The sequence below is a fragment of the Vitiosangium sp. GDMCC 1.1324 genome (assembly GCF_003044305.1).
In the GTDB taxonomy this organism is placed as follows: domain Bacteria; phylum Myxococcota; class Myxococcia; order Myxococcales; family Myxococcaceae; genus Archangium.
On the sequence record NZ_PZOX01000006.1, the window covers coordinates 543,153 to 558,517 of the forward strand.

General features: G+C 68.7%; 13 protein-coding genes. 8 read left to right on the forward strand and 5 right to left on the reverse strand.

The window, feature by feature from the left end:
- The first annotated feature begins 322 nt into the window (after nt 1-322).
- Nucleotides 323-940 (forward strand): LysM peptidoglycan-binding domain-containing protein, encoded by a 618-nt coding sequence (locus tag DAT35_RS60820; protein ID WP_108068874.1) that lies wholly within the window; start codon nt 323-325, stop codon nt 938-940.
- 26 nt (nt 941-966) lie between these two features.
- On the opposite strand, the gene DAT35_RS21110 is transcribed toward DAT35_RS60820, so the two are convergent.
- The 3 genes from DAT35_RS21110 to DAT35_RS21120 all read right to left on the reverse strand — a co-directional run bounded on the left by DAT35_RS21110 (nt 967) and on the right by DAT35_RS21120 (nt 5,329).
- On the reverse strand, nt 967-4,041 hold the full coding sequence (locus tag DAT35_RS21110; RefSeq protein ID WP_108068875.1) for an aminotransferase class I/II-fold pyridoxal phosphate-dependent enzyme: 3,075 nt from the start codon (nt 4,039-4,041) through the stop codon (nt 967-969).
- A gap of 89 nt (nt 4,042-4,130) precedes the next feature.
- Nucleotides 4,131-4,781, reverse strand: coding sequence for a hypothetical protein (locus tag DAT35_RS21115; protein WP_108068876.1), 651 nt, complete (start codon nt 4,779-4,781; stop codon nt 4,131-4,133).
- Nucleotides 4,782-4,885: 104 nt separating this feature from the next.
- Nucleotides 4,886-5,329, reverse strand: coding sequence for a hypothetical protein (locus DAT35_RS21120; RefSeq protein ID WP_108068877.1), 444 nt, complete (start codon nt 5,327-5,329; stop codon nt 4,886-4,888).
- A 198-nt stretch (nt 5,330-5,527) separates the two neighbouring features.
- Between DAT35_RS21120 and DAT35_RS21125 the strand changes: the two genes are divergently transcribed.
- Nucleotides 5,528-6,235 (forward strand): hypothetical protein, encoded by a 708-nt coding sequence (locus DAT35_RS21125; RefSeq protein WP_108068878.1) that lies wholly within the window; start codon nt 5,528-5,530, stop codon nt 6,233-6,235.
- Between the two features lie 22 nt (nt 6,236-6,257).
- Here DAT35_RS21125 and DAT35_RS21130 read toward each other — a convergent pair whose 3' ends face one another.
- The gene (locus DAT35_RS21130; protein WP_108068879.1) at nt 6,258-6,812 is read right to left on the reverse strand and encodes a VUT family protein; all 555 of its coding nucleotides are present in this window, start codon (nt 6,810-6,812) and stop codon (nt 6,258-6,260) included.
- 159 nt (nt 6,813-6,971) lie between these two features.
- On the opposite strand from DAT35_RS21130, the gene DAT35_RS21135 reads away from it, so the two are divergent.
- Entirely contained in the window at nt 6,972-7,394 is a 423-nt protein-coding gene (locus tag DAT35_RS21135; protein WP_108068880.1) for a hypothetical protein, read from the forward strand.
- A 12-nt stretch (nt 7,395-7,406) separates the two neighbouring features.
- Here DAT35_RS21135 and DAT35_RS21140 read toward each other — a convergent pair whose 3' ends face one another.
- Nucleotides 7,407-9,539, reverse strand: a complete 2,133-nt coding sequence (locus DAT35_RS21140) for a M3 family metallopeptidase (RefSeq protein WP_108068881.1) — start codon at nt 9,537-9,539, stop codon at nt 7,407-7,409.
- Nucleotides 9,540-9,699: 160 nt separating this feature from the next.
- Here DAT35_RS21140 and DAT35_RS21145 point away from each other — a divergent pair, with 160 nt between their 5' ends.
- Genes DAT35_RS21145 through DAT35_RS59970 form a run of 5 tightly spaced genes read left to right on the forward strand, consistent with a single transcriptional unit; the run spans nt 9,700 to nt 15,162 of the window.
- Nucleotides 9,700-11,013 carry a TIGR02270 family protein gene (locus DAT35_RS21145; protein ID WP_233261610.1) on the forward strand — a complete coding sequence of 438 codons (1,314 nt, stop codon included), beginning with the start codon at nt 9,700-9,702 and terminating at the stop codon, nt 11,011-11,013.
- Between the two features lie 21 nt (nt 11,014-11,034).
- On the forward strand, nt 11,035-12,057 hold the full coding sequence (locus tag DAT35_RS21150) for a DUF2169 domain-containing protein (RefSeq protein ID WP_108068882.1): 1,023 nt from the start codon (nt 11,035-11,037) through the stop codon (nt 12,055-12,057).
- The gene (locus DAT35_RS62110; protein ID WP_304466061.1) at nt 12,054-13,286 is read left to right on the forward strand and encodes a 3-oxoacyl-ACP synthase; all 1,233 of its coding nucleotides are present in this window, start codon (nt 12,054-12,056) and stop codon (nt 13,284-13,286) included. Before DAT35_RS21150 ends, DAT35_RS62110 begins: the two co-directional genes overlap by 4 nt.
- Nucleotides 13,168-14,433 carry a DUF4150 domain-containing protein gene (locus DAT35_RS21160; protein ID WP_304466062.1) on the forward strand — a complete coding sequence of 422 codons (1,266 nt, stop codon included), beginning with the start codon at nt 13,168-13,170 and terminating at the stop codon, nt 14,431-14,433. The genes DAT35_RS62110 and DAT35_RS21160 overlap by 119 nt, the downstream gene beginning before the upstream one ends.
- Before the next feature lie 3 nt (nt 14,434-14,436).
- Complete coding sequence (locus DAT35_RS59970; protein ID WP_199242954.1) at nt 14,437-15,162, forward strand: hypothetical protein; 726 nt, start codon at nt 14,437-14,439, stop codon at nt 15,160-15,162.
- The last annotated feature ends 203 nt before the right edge of the window (nt 15,163-15,365 follow it).

The window sequence follows — 15,365 nt, forward strand, 5'->3', positions numbered from 1 at the left end:
AGGACTCCAGACGTCACCCCGTGGACGGAGAGAACTTCCGCGGATGAACACTCTCCAGGCCAACCGTCATGGCCCGGGCAGTGGGGCCCAGGCACTCCGGACACGAAACAGGGGGTGGTGACAGCAGTCATCAGGGGGTGACAGCAGTCACCAGGGACGCCCGGCCCGAAGGGGTGACAGCCGTCACCCGGGACAGCGGGAGGCCGGCGCGGAGCCTCGTGGAATCGAGGACTTGCGGGCCCACCGGGAGCGATCGGTGCATGGCACACATCCTGCTCTGCACTCCCCACATCGAGCATCCGCCACTCCGAGGGATCTGCACATGAGCGACTACCGCATCAAGTCCGGGGACACGCTGAGCAGCATCGCGCAGCGCAACCACACCACTGTCGACGCGCTGACGAAGGCCAACAAGCAGATCAAGGACCCCAACCTCATCTTCGCGGGCGACAAGCTCAAGATCCCGGGCGGCAAGGATGATTTCGTCGCCGCGTCTGGCGGCAAGGGCAAGGGCGTCAACCTCGACGGTGGCGCCCCCACCCAGGGCACCCAGAAGAGCGCTCCCGTGGGCGACGTCCCCAAGGGCCAGGTGGGGGATTGGATCAAGGAGGCCATGCAGAAGCTGAGCGCCGCGGGCGTGCCGGCCGACAAGATGAACCCCCAGGACATCGCCCGCATCATCCAGCACGAGTCCAGCGGCGATCCGAACGCGCAGAACAACTGGGACTACAACGCCGCCGCGGGCCACCCGTCCATCGGCCTGATGCAGACCATCCAGCCGACGTTCGACGCGTACAAGCTCCCGGGCCACGACAACATCCGCAACCCGGTGGACAACATCATCGCGGGCGTTCGCTACTCCATCGCGCGTTACGGCTCGGTGTCCAACGTGCCCGGCATCCAGGGTCTCAACAAGGGCAGTGGCTACGTCGGCTACTGACGGAGAGGCGAGCCGCCCGGGTGGAGTCACCCCTGGCGGAGCGCCTTCGAGAAGGCCATCAACCGCTCCCGGGCCTTCAGCAGTTTCTCGCGAGGAATGGAGAAGACCACGCGCACCCGCGCGGGGTCTCCACACCAGTTCCCGCCGTTGAGCACCACGTGCGTGTGCGCGTACACCACGGCGGGCAGGTTCTCCACGGTGAGCCGCTCGCCGCCCACCTCCCGTCCCAGCCAGGACGTCACCCGAGGCGCCAGGAAGAGGCCCCCGGCCTCCACCGTCTCGGCCCGCCCGTCCTCGGGTAGCGCCTCGGCGATGAGCGCCCGCTTCTCCGCCAGGTCCCTGCGCATGCGCACGAGGAACTCGCGCAGCGCGCGGTGCCGCTCCGGGTAGAGCAGCTTCCCCTCCGGACTGCGCGCATACGCCGCGTAAAGGCGCGAGGCCGCCCGGGCCGTGGCCAGGTGCAACACACCCGGAGCGCTCTCGTGGACCGCCGCCGCCAGCGCCCTGTCGCGCACCGCCATCCACCCCACCCGCAGGCCTCCCGCCGCGAACTCCTTGGACAGTCCCCCGAGCAGCACCGTGCGCTCGTCGATGCCCGGCACCGTCGCTTCCAGGCCCACCGGGGCGTGCACTGTCTCCGCCGTCGGGTTGGTGAGGTTCACCAGGCCGAAGATCTCATCCGAGACGAGCAGGCAGCGCTGCTCCACCACGTAGGCGGCCAGCTCCACCAGCTCCTCGTGGGAAAGGTAGTGCCCGGAGGGATTCGAGGGCTGCGAGACGACCACCACATCCGGCGCGTTCCGCCCCCGCTGAGCCTGGAGGGAGGAGAGCGGTGCCAGCTCCACCTCGGCCCCGGCGGCCACCCACGCGGGAGGCAGCACCCCGTAACAGGGCGTGGCCACGAAGACGCGCGGCGCACGTCCCAGCAACCGGCGCAGCGCCACTCCCAGGTGGTGCACCAGCGGCCACACGCCCGGCGCGAGCGTGAGCTCCTCCGGCGCGTAGCGCACGCCCCGCGTCTCCAGCAGGAAGGCGGCCACCGAATCGGCCAGGCCGTGCTGCGTCCCCGAGTCCCTCGGCGCCGCGCACGCCGCCACCAACCCCTCCATCAACGGAAGGGGCAACGGGTACTCGTTCTCCCCGTAGTCCAGCCGGACGAGCTCCGGATCGTCCTCGTGGAACACCTTGGGCGCGAAGGCCGGGAGGCCCGCCAGCCGGGCGATGCGCCTGGAGCGCGGCAGCGGCACCTTCGGCGTCGGCCGCGCGGGCGGGGGCTCCGGTGCCGCGAAGGCGATGCTGAAGGTGAGCAGCTCCGCGAAGGTGCGCTCGTAGAACCACTCCAGCAGCGTGCTGATGCGCGAGTACGTCACCTCCGCCGCCACCTCCAGGTCTCCCCGGAGCGTCGCGGGCACCGGCAACAGCAGCGTCAGCTCCCAGTCCGGGAAGACGGCGTTCTTGATGAGCCCGTACAGCACCACCAGGTTCGAGGTGCGCGCCTCGCGGGCGAGGAACTCGAAGAGCGTGCGCGGCTCCACTTCGGCGGTGATGTTGAAGAAGAGGCTCTCGTCGAGCACCACCAGGATGCCGCGCCGCTCCGCCTCCTGGAGGATGTCCCGCAGCTCCGCCATGCTGGCGCGCTCCTCGGGCTCCACCGACAGCAGCAGCACCTTCACGTCGAAGGCGCTCAGCAGCCGTTTGATCTCCCCCAGCGTGTTGTGGGTGACGGTGACGCGCACCCCCGCCTTGTCCAGCACCCGCGCGTAGACGGCGTGCAGGTTGCGCGACACCATCACCCCGTCGCCCTCGTCACAGGTGGCCAGCAGCAGCGAGTACACGGCCTGCTCGCGCTCGGGCGCGATGAAGATCTCCTCCTCCGAGAGCCGCAGGTCGAAGAAGCGCCCGAGGTAGCGCGCCACGAGCTGGCGCAAGCCGAGGTCTCCGGACTCATGCGCGTACGGGAGGAAGGGCGAGCGGGCCAGACGCTCGGCCAGGCCGGCCACGAAGCCGAGCTGCTCCGGGGAAGCGCTCGCCAGGTCCATCTCCTCCTGCAACCCGGGACGGCCCAACGCCCTCAGGGCGGCGCGCAGCGCGAGCGTCTCACGAGGCAGGGCGAGCCTCGACTCCCATACCGCCACCTCGTGCCAGATGGGATGGCCCGCGGCGAGCCACCCGAGCGCCGTGGCCGCACGCAGGGGCTCGGGGCTGTGGGCATCCATGAAGAACTCGAACTCGCGGCCCGTGCGCTGCTCCAGCGCCACCAGCGGGCGGATGTCCGTGTCCGCCGCCTGCATCACCCGCCGCGCCACGCGGACCCGGGTGGTGAAACCCCGCCGGGTGAACATGCGCTCGATGATGGCGCGTCCCGGCCTCCCCGCGAGGTTGAGCAGCAGCCGCCCATCCGGCGCCAGCCGCTCCGGGGCCTCGTCCAGCAGCCGCGCGATGAGCCCCAGCCCGAAGTGGTCCTCGTAGACGTTCTGGATGGCGCAGTAGTTGGACAGGTCGTAGAGGCTCTGCTCGTCGGCCTGGGACACCTCGGCCGGCAGGCCCTCGCCGCGCAGCACCTGCGGAATGCAGCCCACGATGAAGTCCCATGGCTCGGACTCGGGCACCTGGCGCAGCAGGTCGCTCTCACCGAAGGACAGCCGGGACACCAGCTCCTCGTCCCCGTTGAGCCACGCATTGCACCACGCCACCGGCGCCGACTGAGGATTGAGGTCCACGCCGAGGACGTGCGCCAGCCGGGTGAGCCGGGCCAGCGCGATGCAGATCCACCCCGAGCCCGCCCCCACCTCCACCAGGCGCTTGCCGGCGTACTCGTCCAGGGGAACCTTCAGCAGCCCTTCCAGGAAGGTATAGGCCCAGGACTCGGGAGCGAAGATGGTGGGCAGCAGCAGCAGCTCCAGCCGCACCTGGGAGGCGCCCACCACCACCACCACCGAGGTGAGCCGCAGGGGTGCGCCCTCGGGCTTGTCACGGGCGAGCGCGGCCAGCTCACGCAGCTCGGCGAGCGCATGGGGACGGCGCTCGGGCACCGAGAGCTGCTCGGACAGGGAACGGAGTTGCAGGAACGCATCCCGGGGCGACGCGGGGTAGGAGGCCATAAGGGACGCCGATGCTTCTGACGCCCCCTCTTCCTGTCAACCCGTGCTTCTCGCCATGAGCCCGAGACGTTGGAGATGAATGAATCCCATCAACCAGTTCGGACCCTGGCACTCCGCCGGGCGAGCTGGACGAGGGGCAACCCCGCCGCGAGGACGAGCATCGCCAGGTACTGGAGCGGCAGGCGGCCCCCCTTCAGCCCCATCATCATCCCCATCAGCCCCTGGATTCCCAGAGCCGTCACCAGGGTGAGCACCCAGGGCACGGGCTCGCTGGCGGGCGGGACGGAGCGCACCGGGGAGGGCTCGAACAGCACGCCCTTCCAACGCGGGTAGTCCCAGCACACCAGATAGAGCACCGCCAGCAGCATCAACCCCGTCACGAGCCAGGTGCCATCGAAGCCCACCGACACGGTGATGACGAAGATGTTGAGGATGATGGGCAGGAAGAGAAGGGCGCCCACGGTGGGCCCCGAGCGGGGCATCAGCAGCAGCAGCCCCGCGAGGACCTGGGAGATGCCAATGAAGCGCCAGTAGCCCCCGGTCCGGTACATCGCATCGAAGAAGTAGCCGATGGGTGTCTCCACCGACTGCTCGGTGAAGCGCCCGCCGAGCGCCTTGATCAACCCCGGCCGGATGAAACCGATGGCCAGCAGTCCTCGCGTGAAGGCCGTGAAGCGGCGCAGCCAGGGACTCGCGGCCACCCGGGCGTGCAGGTCGTCCAGAAGGACTTCGAGACTCATGGTGGGCGCTCTACGCCAGGAAGTCGTGGGACACCACGGACTGGAGGTGCTTCAACGCCACGGAAGTCGGCAGGGTCCGCAGCGCGCGGACCGCGTCATAGGGCTCAGGAACGGCCCAGCACCCGGAGATTCAGCGAGCCCTCGAAGGTGTGACCGTAGTCCGTGACGAGGTAGCCCCGCATGCGCATGTGCATGTCGGCCTCCACGCGGGTGCGGAAGATGGTCCAGGGCTTCTGGGCGATCGTCGCCACCGTGTAGGCCATCATCCGGGGGATGGGCGCGGGGATGGCGCACACCACCTCCGTCGTCCGGCCCATCAGGTCCCGGTCCAGCTCCTTGAACGCGTTCGCGTAGCCGATCCTCGCGTTCACCATTCCCGTACCATCGTGGAAGAAACAGAGCGTGCCCGGATGGTTCTTCACCAGCTGGCGGATCTGATCACACAGCAGCTTGCCGTTGACGTCATCCCCGTGCTCGGGGTGTTTGATCAACACCAGGCAGGCCGCCAGCGACGGCGACTTGATGGCTCCCAGAGCCCCTCGTGTCATGGGTACTCGTTCGGACGCTGGAGGTTCGGGCTTGGATGAAGCGGGCATGACGGGTCGATTGTACTCTCAGCAGCGACATACCTCGGAGCGAGTCGGCAAATGCCACCGTTCGTGGCACTCGAGACGCGATTCCGGCGGAAAGATGTGCTGACACGTGTGTTGGATTTCCCGTGTGCTCCAGGAGAGCGGGGAGCGGCCATGAGCAGGAAGAAACAGAGGGATGAGGACACCTGGGCCCCCATCCTGGAGAGCCTCGACTCCTTCCAACCCGCGCATCTCGCGGCACGCCTGCGGCACTACCTGGCCCCGCATATTCCCCCGGGCACCCGGCGCCTGAACGAGCGGACGCGCCGGGAGCTCTTCGAGGGGGTGGATGCGCTGCTCGCCGAGCATGCCGGGGCCTGGTACACGAAGGCCGACGTGCGGCTCGGCAACGAGAGCCTGGGCGGGTACAGCCCCCTCAGCCTCTTCCCCAGCCAGGGAGGCCCGGCCGACCAGGGCGTGGAGAGCAACATCCAGCGCATCCTCTCCGCGCTCGGCGTGGCCCACGCGTGGCTGTGCACGCTCGACACGTACTTCCGCTCACTGGCTCTGCCCCTGGACGAGGCCGACCGAACCGAGGTGCTGTCGGACGCGATCCGGCGGGTCATCGACCTCACCGCCGAGGCGACGAGCGGAGAGGGAGCCTGGTACCACTACGCTCACCTGGCACTGGGCTGGCTGTTGGAGTCCCTCGGAATCCGCCGGACCGAGCGCATGGAGCAGGCGCTGCAAGAGGCCCTGGCGGACTTCGCGAACTGGGCGCTCCCCTCTCGCGAGGAGACGCAACAGGCCGCGCGAACCATCGCCCTGGCGGTGGTGAAGGAGGGCTTCCCCCGGCCCTATCCGGAAGAAGACGTCTCCTGAGACGAGACAGGCGTTGACGGGCTCAGGCCGGCAGGATGCCGAGCCGCTCGTCCCTGCGCCGCAACCAGGCGACCAACGGCAGCGACAGCAGCACCATCCACGCCTTGCCCACCACCTGCCCCATCAGGAAGTCGAGGCCCCCGAAGGCGAGCTGGAGGAAGAGGACGCTGTCGACGACGAGTCCCACGAAGCTGCTGGCGAGCACGGCCAGCACCAGGCCGCGGCGCTGCAACGGCGTGTAGACGGCGAAGTCGGCCAGCTCGGAGATGGCGAAGGCGCCGCTCGAGGCGACGACGAGCTGCGGCGGAGCGAGCACCGCCGAGAGCAGCGCGCCCAGGGCGATGGCCAGCAGCGTCCAGCCCTTGCCCAGCCGGCGCTGCACCATGTCCCGCAGCACGAAGGCGATGCCGACGATGAGGACCCCGCTCGGCGCCAGGAGGCCTGGTCCCACGGGGAGCAGGCAGGGGCCCTGGTCCGGGCACACCACGCCCACGTGACCAATCATCCAGTTGGAGAGCGGAATCGAGGCCCCGAAGGCCGCCAGATAGATGAAACCCTCGGTTCGACGCTGATCCATTGCAACGTGCTCCACGACACAAGACGGAGGGGGGCCTGGGTCACCCCGGGGCGCGCGACATAGCACGTTTTCCAGAGGCTGTCAGAATGGCCCCCATGAGCCAGACGCGCATCGGGATGAGGGGCACGCACATGGCACAACGGCAGGGACTCGACTGAGATGCCGAGCTTCGATCGAGCCACCTTCGACGACTCGCGCTGGCCCCTGCTGCGGGTGAGGCTCCCGGGAACCCTCCCGCCACAGGGGCATGAGGAGTGCCTCGCGGGGCTGAGCGACTACCTGCGGCGCGGCGAGCGGTTCCTGCTCCTCATCGATCTGAGCCGGGTGGGCCTGGTGCCCATCGAGCAGCGCTGGCGCCAGGTGGAGTGGTTCGAGGAGTACGAGACCCTCCTGCGCGAGCAGCTGGTCGGCGTGGCCTCCATCATCGTCTCGCCCGTCGTCCGGCTGTCGGTCACCGCCATCCTGTTCTTCAAGCCGTTCCCCGTCCCGCACATGACCTTCCCGAGCCTGGCCGCAGCGGAGGCCTGGGCGGCCGAACGCCTCCAGGAGGCGGGGCTCACCCAGGCCGGGAAGGGACGCTGACGGCGGCGCCCGCTACATCATCGGCGCCGTGGACTCGAGCTCCTGCGTCTCCAGCAGCCCCGTCTGCTTCAGCAGCGGCTGGGTGCTGGGAGCGCGGCCACGGAACTGCTGGAAGACCTCGAGCGGGTGGCGGCTGCCACCGAGCGCGAGCACCGTGTCGCGGAAGCGCCGTCCGGTGCTGGCGAGCGCTTGCGAGTCGGCCAGCCCCGCCTCCTCGAAGGCGGAGAAGGCATCCGCGGAGAGGACCTCGGCCCACTTGTAGCTGTAGTAGCCCGCGGCATAACCGCCCGCGAAGATGTGGGTGAAGGAGCAGAGGAAGCGATCCTCCTGGAGCGGAGGGAGCACGGTGTTCTCCGCGGCCACGCGCTTCTGCACGTCGAGGAAGCCGGCCTGCCCGTTGCCGCCGGGCTGGTAGCGGTGGTGCAGGTCCAGGTCCAGCGTGGCGAAGTACACCTGCCGCAGCGACATGGAGGCGGCGCGGTAGATGCGCCCGGCGCGAATCTTGTCCTGCAGGGGCTTGGGCAGCGGCGCACCGGAGTCCACGTGGCGGGCCAGCCGGGAGAGCGTCTCCTCGTGGAAGCACCAGTTCTCCATGAACTGGCTGGGCAGCTCCACCGCGTCCCACTCCACGTTGTTGATGCCGGCGGCCTCCGGGTAGTCCACGCGCGTGAGCATGTGCTGCAGACCGTGGCCGAACTCGTGGAAGAGCGTCTCCACCTCGCGGAAGGTGAGGAGCGCGGGCTTGTCGCCCACCGGAGGCGTGGCGTTGCAGACGAGGTAGGCCACCGGCAACCGCAGGCTCCCATCGGGCTTGCGCTTGCGGTCGAGCGCGCCGTTCATCCACGCCCCGCCGCGCTTGGTGGCCGGGCGGCTGTAGGGGTCCAGGTAGAAGGCGGCGATGTCCTTGCCCGACTCATCCGCCACGCGGAAGAAGCGCACGCTGGAGTCCCACACGGGCACCTCGCCATCGGCGGCGCGCACCGAGACGCCGAAGAGACGCTTCGCGGTGTCGAACAGGCCCTCCAGCACCCGGGGCAGCGCGAAGTAGGGCCGGAGCTCCTCGTCGGTGTACGCGTAGCGCTCCTCGCGCAGACGCTCGGCCCAGAAGGGCACGTCCCACAGCTTCAGCTCGAGCGAGGCGTTACCCGACTTGCGGCGCGCGTACTGGGTCAGCTCGGTGTGCTCGGAGCGGGCGCGCGAGCGGGCGGCATCCCGCAGCTCACCGAGCAGCTTCTCGACGGCCGGCACGCCGGGCGCCATCTTCGCGGCGAGGCTCACCTCGGCGAAGGACGGGTAGCCGAGCAGGCGGGCCTTCTCTTGGCGCAGGGTGAGGATGCGCTCGATGAGGGGAGCATTGTCCGAGTCCCCCGAGGAGGCACGAGTGACGAAGGCGCGGTAGAGCTTCTCGCGCAGGTCCGGCCGGCGCGAGTGCTCGAGGAAGGGCACGTAGCTGGGCGCATCCAGGGTGATGCGCCAGGGACCCTTCTCGGGGGTGGGCTCGGGGGCACCCTCGGCCAGCCCCTGCTTCGCCATGTGGGCGGCCATGGCGAGCGCGCTGGGCGGCAGGCCCTCCACCTCCTCGGGCTTCGTGAGCGTCATGGACCAGGCCTTGTTGGCGTCGATGACGTTGTTGGTGAAGCGGGTGGAGAGCTCGGCCAGTTCGCGCTCGATGTCCTGGAAGCGCTCGCGGGCCTCACCCTCGAGCCCCACGCCAGACAGCTCGGCATCGCGGATGGAGGCGTCGACGACGCGGTGCTGGGCCCCGTCGAGCTTCTTCCACTCGGGGCCCTCGCGCAGGGACTTGAGCGCCCGGTAGAGGGGCACGCTCTGGCCGATGCGCATGAAGGACTCGACGACGTCTCCCTCGACGGCGGAATGGGCCTGGCGCAGCTCCGGGCTGTTCTGCACGCCCATGAGGTGGTTCACCGCGCCCCAGGCCAGGCCGAGGGGCTCCGTGATGGCGGACAGGCGGGCCACCGTCCCCTCCCACGAGGGCTTCACGTCGCGCTCGAGCGCGTCGAGGTCGGCATTCAGGCGCGCGAGCAGCTCGCGGATGGCCGGCTCGACATGCTCCGGGCGGATGCGGTCGAACTTCGGGAGTCCTTCGGTCTGAAGCAGCGGATTGTCGGTAGTAGGCGCAGTCATCACCTGCTGACGTTAGGGCAGCCGTTCGCGGTTGGCAGCAATCTTGGCAAGGAAGGGGGGCGGGCAGTCAGGGAGTTCACGCTCAGGGGAATTGACCGGCCGGAGGCGAACCTGCTGACCTGGGTGCCATGACACGGGCGCTCGAGCCATTCGTCCGTGGATGATCGCGGCGGGGGGGGACCACATGGTGTTGCTGGACATCCTGGAAGAGCACCTGGACGAGGCCGCCTTCCAGTGGGTGCAGTGGGAGCGCGCCCTGGAGGCGCCGGACTTCAACCTGGTAGAGACCGCGGAGCGGGAAGAGCGCCTCCTGGCCCACCTGGAGGGACTCGAGGATGAGGCCGCGACCGACGCCGTGCTTCGTCCGTCATTCGATTCGGAGGATGAGACACGGATATCCGCCGCGGCACATGCGCTGCTGGCCCAGGGGGAAGTAGACGAGGTGCTGGCGCGGCTGCGGGGGGCCGGACGCGAAGCACGCGCCGCCATTCGCCGGGCTCTGGAGGTGAGTGAGGCCCCCGGGCTGGACGCGCGCCTGCTGGAGTTGCTGAAGCTGGATGACGCCGCCTTGCAGGCTCACGCCCTGGAGGCGCTGGCCTTCCGCCAGGAGGCGACTCCCGAGATACTGGCCCGCTTCTTCGTCCATGAAGAACACCGTGCGCGGGTGGTGGCCCTGCGCGGGGCCATGCCGCTACCCGAGGATTCCGCGCGAAGGCTGTTGCCCGCCCTGCTGGACTCCTCGCACCCCGGCATTCGTACCGCCGCCATGGAGGCGGGCCTGGCTTCGGGAATGCGTCTGGCATGGGAGGCATGCCGCCAGGCGGTGAAGGCGCGCAACGCGCACGGCCTGGAAGCCATGGTGCTGCTGGCCTTCGGCGGAGACGACGCGGACGCGGCCCTCCTGGTGGAACTGCTGGAGGTAGCCGAGCTGCGTCCGCATGCCCTCTGGGCCCTGGGCTTCAGCGGAAGGGAGGTGGCCATGGAGGCCTGCCTGAAGTACCTCGGCGAGCCCTCCGTAGCGCGGCTTGCCGGGGAAGCATTCTCCGCCATGACAGGCTTACGCCTGGAGGGCCCGTATGCCCTGCCTCCCGGCGAGCGGCCGGAAGGGGCCCCTCCGCCACCGGAGTCGCAGGAGGACCTGGACGCGGACCTGGTGCCCAGGCCCGAGGACGACCTGCCCTGGCCGCACGTGGCTGCCGTCAGGGCCTGGTGGGACGAAGCACGCAAGCGCTTCGACAAGGGGACGCGCTACCTGCTGGGGCAGCCCTTCAGCGGGCCCGTGCTGGTGGACGCACTGGAAACCGGCCCCATGCGGCGGCGGCACGTCCTGGCGCGAGAGCTGGCCATTCGCACCCAGGGGAAGCACGTCATCCCCACACGCGCCTTCACGCACCGCCAACGGGAGGCCCTCGCCAGGGCCAGGGCCTCCTGCGCGAACGTGAGGGGGACCCCTCTGGCCCGCACCTTGCGATGAGGCGGGAAGGCCTGACTCCCCATGCCCACACTCGAAAACCTCACCCCTTTCGCGGCCACCGACTTCCTCTCCCTGACGAAAGAGGGCGTGGAGTGCCTCGTCCTCGTCGTGGCGGGCAGCTTCGTCATGCCCGCTCCGGGACGGACCTCGACGGCACCGCTGTCCCTCTGTGACGAGCAGCTCGCGCCACGGGCCGAGGACGTGTACTGGGGCGAGCCGGAGAAATCGAGCCTCCGCTATGAAACCCAGGCCACGTACACGAGGCCCGCCACGGACGTGCTGCTTCACGGCCGGGCCTGGGCGCCGCGGGGCCGCAAGGTCACACGAATGCAGGTGGCGGTGCGGGTGGGCTCGCTGGAGAAGCGGGCCGTCGTCTCGGGCACGCGTGTCTGGTACCGGAGCCTCGTCGGGCTGAGCGCCTCGGACCCGCTGCCCTTCGAGTCCCTGCCGCTCCGCTACGAGCACAGCTTCGGCGGCACCTCCGCCTCCCAGTACGAGGCACGCAACCCGGTGGGCGTGGGCTTCTACGAGAGCGCGAAAGAGGCGCTCGACAAGCCCCTGCCGTACATCGAGGAGCCACAGGCGCCCGTGCGAAGCTGGTCGGACAGGCCGGCCCCCTGCGGCTTCGGCCCGGTGGCGCGCCACTGGCAACCCCGCCTCGGGCTCGGGGGCACGTATGACGCGGAGTGGATGGAGCGGAGGGCTCCGCTCTGGCCCATGGACTTCGACGAGCGCTTCCTGCAGGCCGCGCCCCAGGGGATGCAGGCCTCTCCCCACCTGCGCGGCGGAGAGCCCGTGGTGCTCGAGGGCGTCTCGCCAGAGGGGCCCATCGCCTTCTCGCTCCCCGCGCCCCGGCTGCTCGCCCGCTGCACCTTCGCGCGGCGCCGGGAGCGGCGGCGCATGACGCTCGACACCGTCTACCTGGAGCCGGAGGAGCGCCGTCTGGTGCTCGTCTGGCGCGCGGCGTTTCCCGCGCACCGCGAGCTCGCCACACATGAGGTGAGCTCGGTGCGGCTGCTCGAGCCTTGGGAGGATGCACCGTGAGCGGAGAGCTCGTCGTCGGTCTCGGCCTGTGCACGCCCATTGGCACCTCGGCGCGGATGACGCTCGCGTCCCTGCGCGCCGGGCTCGTGCGCTTCGCGGAGACGGAGGTGCTGGACGAGGTGGGCAGGCCGGTGAGGGCGTCGAGGCTGAGTCTCCTCGAAGCATCCCTGTCGCGGACGGAGCGGATGGTGGCACTCGGGCGGCAGGCGCTCGCGGGAGTGCGGCCGCTGCTGGCGGGCCTTCCGAAGGGGCGGGTGCCGCTGTACCTCGGGCTGCCGGAGGCCGGCGTGGGGGCGGAGGTGGAGCGGGAGTCGCTGGTGGCGGGATTGCTGGCGGGGGCGGAGGGACGGCTCGAAGTGGTGAAGGTGCACGAGGCGGGGCGGGCCGCGTTCTTCGAGGCCCTCGCCGCGGCCCGGGCGGATCTGCACTCGGGACGAGCGGGGGCCCTGGCGCTGGTGGGGGCGGTGGACTCGCTGGGTGACGGCGCCTCGCTGAAGACGCTGGCTGCGGCACGGCTGCACCTCGGGCGCCAGAATCCGGACGGCCGGATTCCGGGCGAGGCGGCGGGGTTCGTCGCACTCGCCCGTCCGGGGGCACCGAAGGCGCTGGGGCTGGAGATCACGGGTGTAGTGCTGGGCACGGCGCTCGGGGTGGAGCCCCGGCCCTTCGCGCAGCGGGCGCCGAGCCTGGCGGAAGGCCTGACGGCGGTACTCCGGACGCTGAGGCTGGACGCGGTGGCGGGAGGACGGCGCGTGGAGGGCGTCCTGGCCTGCCAGCCGGGAGAGTCGTTCTGGGGCACGGAATTCACCCGGGCCTACCTGCGCAATGCCGCGCTGATGCCGGAGCCGCTCCGGGTGCACATCGCGGGAGAGGGCCTGGGCGACGCGGGAGCGGGAGCGGGCCCGGTGATGCTGGGGGTAGCATTGCACCGGGCGAGGTGGCGGGAGCACCGGGCTCGCAGGACACTCGTCTACGGGTGCGCCGACGGAGGGCGTGTCGGGGCCTGCGTGGTTGAGATGAGATTCCAGGGAAGGGAAGTGAGGAGGAACCATGAGTCGTGTCTTCGCCAATGGCCGCTCGATTCTGCACAAGGGGGACGGCAACACACACGTGGCGGCACCGCCCGACGTCTGCAAGGTGCCGACGCCCGCGGGGCCAGTGCCCACGCCCTTCGTCAACACGGCCCAGGACTCCATGCTCACCAAGGGCAGCAAGAGCGTCACCATTGACGGCCACCCGGTGGCGCTGACGAGCTCGGAAATCAGCACCAGCTCCGGGGACGAGCCGGGCACGGCCGGGGGCCTCATCTCCTCCAAATTCAAGGGGAAGCTCACCTGGGGTGGCGGCAGTGTGGATGTGAAGATAGAGGGCAAGGGCGTAGTGCGCTTCCTCGACCCCACGCTGCACAACGGCAACACCTTCAACACGTCCTTCATCTCCGCCGGAGGCACGGGGCTGGCCTACGGCGACGACACGGAATGCACCGCCTGCGGCAAGTCGGTGGAGAACCACCGGGTCCTCGAGACACCTGAAGCCGTGGCTCACGTGGAGATGGTTTTCGTGGAGCTCATGAAGCGGTTTCACGAGCAACGGCCTCTCATCGAAAAGTACCTTCAGTTGAGAGAAGAACGAAACGCGGTGCAAAACAAGTCGATTGAGGAGGCCGGCGACGCGAGCAGGGCCTTGGCCACGAAGATACAGAGAAGGGAAGAGCTGCTCTTGCAGCTCAAGTCCAAGCATGCGGAGAACAAAGCGGCCATCAAGGATGAACTCGCCCCGCTCCAAACAGAGCTCAAGGCTGCCGAGCAGAAGATCAAAGATAAAAGGGCCGAGGGCATCAAGGCAGTCCAGGCGCTACAGCAGGAAATGGATGCGCTCAATGAACAGCTCAAGCGCATGAAGCCCGTGCTGCGTCGTGACGAAAGGTTCAATACATTTGTTGAGGGGTACATGGTCGGTGTCTGTATCTGCAAATGCCCCGATAGCCCGAAGATGTTGGCAGTCTGCTCAGGAGACACCCCTCCCGGCTTCCAGGAGGCTGTGGCCGCCACGCCGTTCAAACATGTCGAGGGATTCCAGGTGAGCGAGCGTCAACTGGAGCGACTCGAAGACATGAAGCGTAAGAGGTGGGACTGCGCCGCACCCAAGCTCCTCCAGGCTGGCGGTGCGGGAGGTCACAAGATCAGCACCATGTCGGAGCGCTACTTCTCGCCCATGCTGAATGTCACGGTAGGGGTAGAGTACAGATACACGGACGATAAGGGGACGCGGCCGGAGAATGGGAGGTTTGGCCATGGCGAGTCGGTCCCCTCTTGCGACGCCTGCCAGAAACTCGTCCCCGAAATGCTCTGCGACAACCACAAGGAGTGCGCCTAGGCCATGGACGAACTACTTGCACTGCTTGAGCGGTACTCTCCCGGCTATCGCGACCGAATCAAGGGATACCCCGACTTTCTCCTCGACGAACTGGAGGAGGTCTTCGGCCGCCCGCTTCCTGCCTTCTATCGAAAGTTCGCTCAAGCCATGGGGGCGGAGGGCGGGCCCCTCCTCTCCGATGTGCGCTCGTACGACCCACTCCTCAATGTCGCCGAAATCTACCGGCTCACCCCGAAGAGCGAGTTGCCACCAAGCCGGTTCCTCTTCGTCTTCGGAGACCCCGACCCCTTGGCGCCCCATCACTACTGGCTTGACATGGAGGCCCCATCGGAGGAGGGAGACTGCCAAGTGGTCCGGATGCCCTTCGGCGCGGAGACGTGGAAGAGGCGCTTGTCCCGGGACTTCACAAGCCTCCGGGAGATGCTCTTCGTCTGGGCGATGGAGAACGTCATCCTGCCGACCTTTCCCCACCAAGCCAAGTATCACCACGGCAAGGGGAATCAGACGCCCGAAGCAGAGGACCTTGCTCGCTTTTTCGAGCGGATGGGCTTCGTCCGCCTCCCGTACCCCAGGCACTGCCTGCTTTTCGAGCGGGACGGCGCGGCCATCAGGCTCTACCGGCCTCCCGAGGCTCCACGCTTCTCTTTCCAATTGGGCATGCGCAATCCCAACGAGCTCAAGCACTTCCAGGCCCTCGTGGAGGACAACACGGACATGGTGAGACTGTAAGTCGGTCTGTTCTCTCTGGACCAAGCGGGCATGCCGTGGAGCCATGTCGGAACGCTACTTCTCACCCATGCAGAACCTGAGGCATCCCCTCATAAAAGGCCAAAGGCTTCACGGAAAACGAGCTGCTCGTAGACGAGTTGGGCGAAGCGTTCAATGAGAGGGCGCAACCGGGTTTCGGGCATGTTGGGAAGAGCCTGGTAATA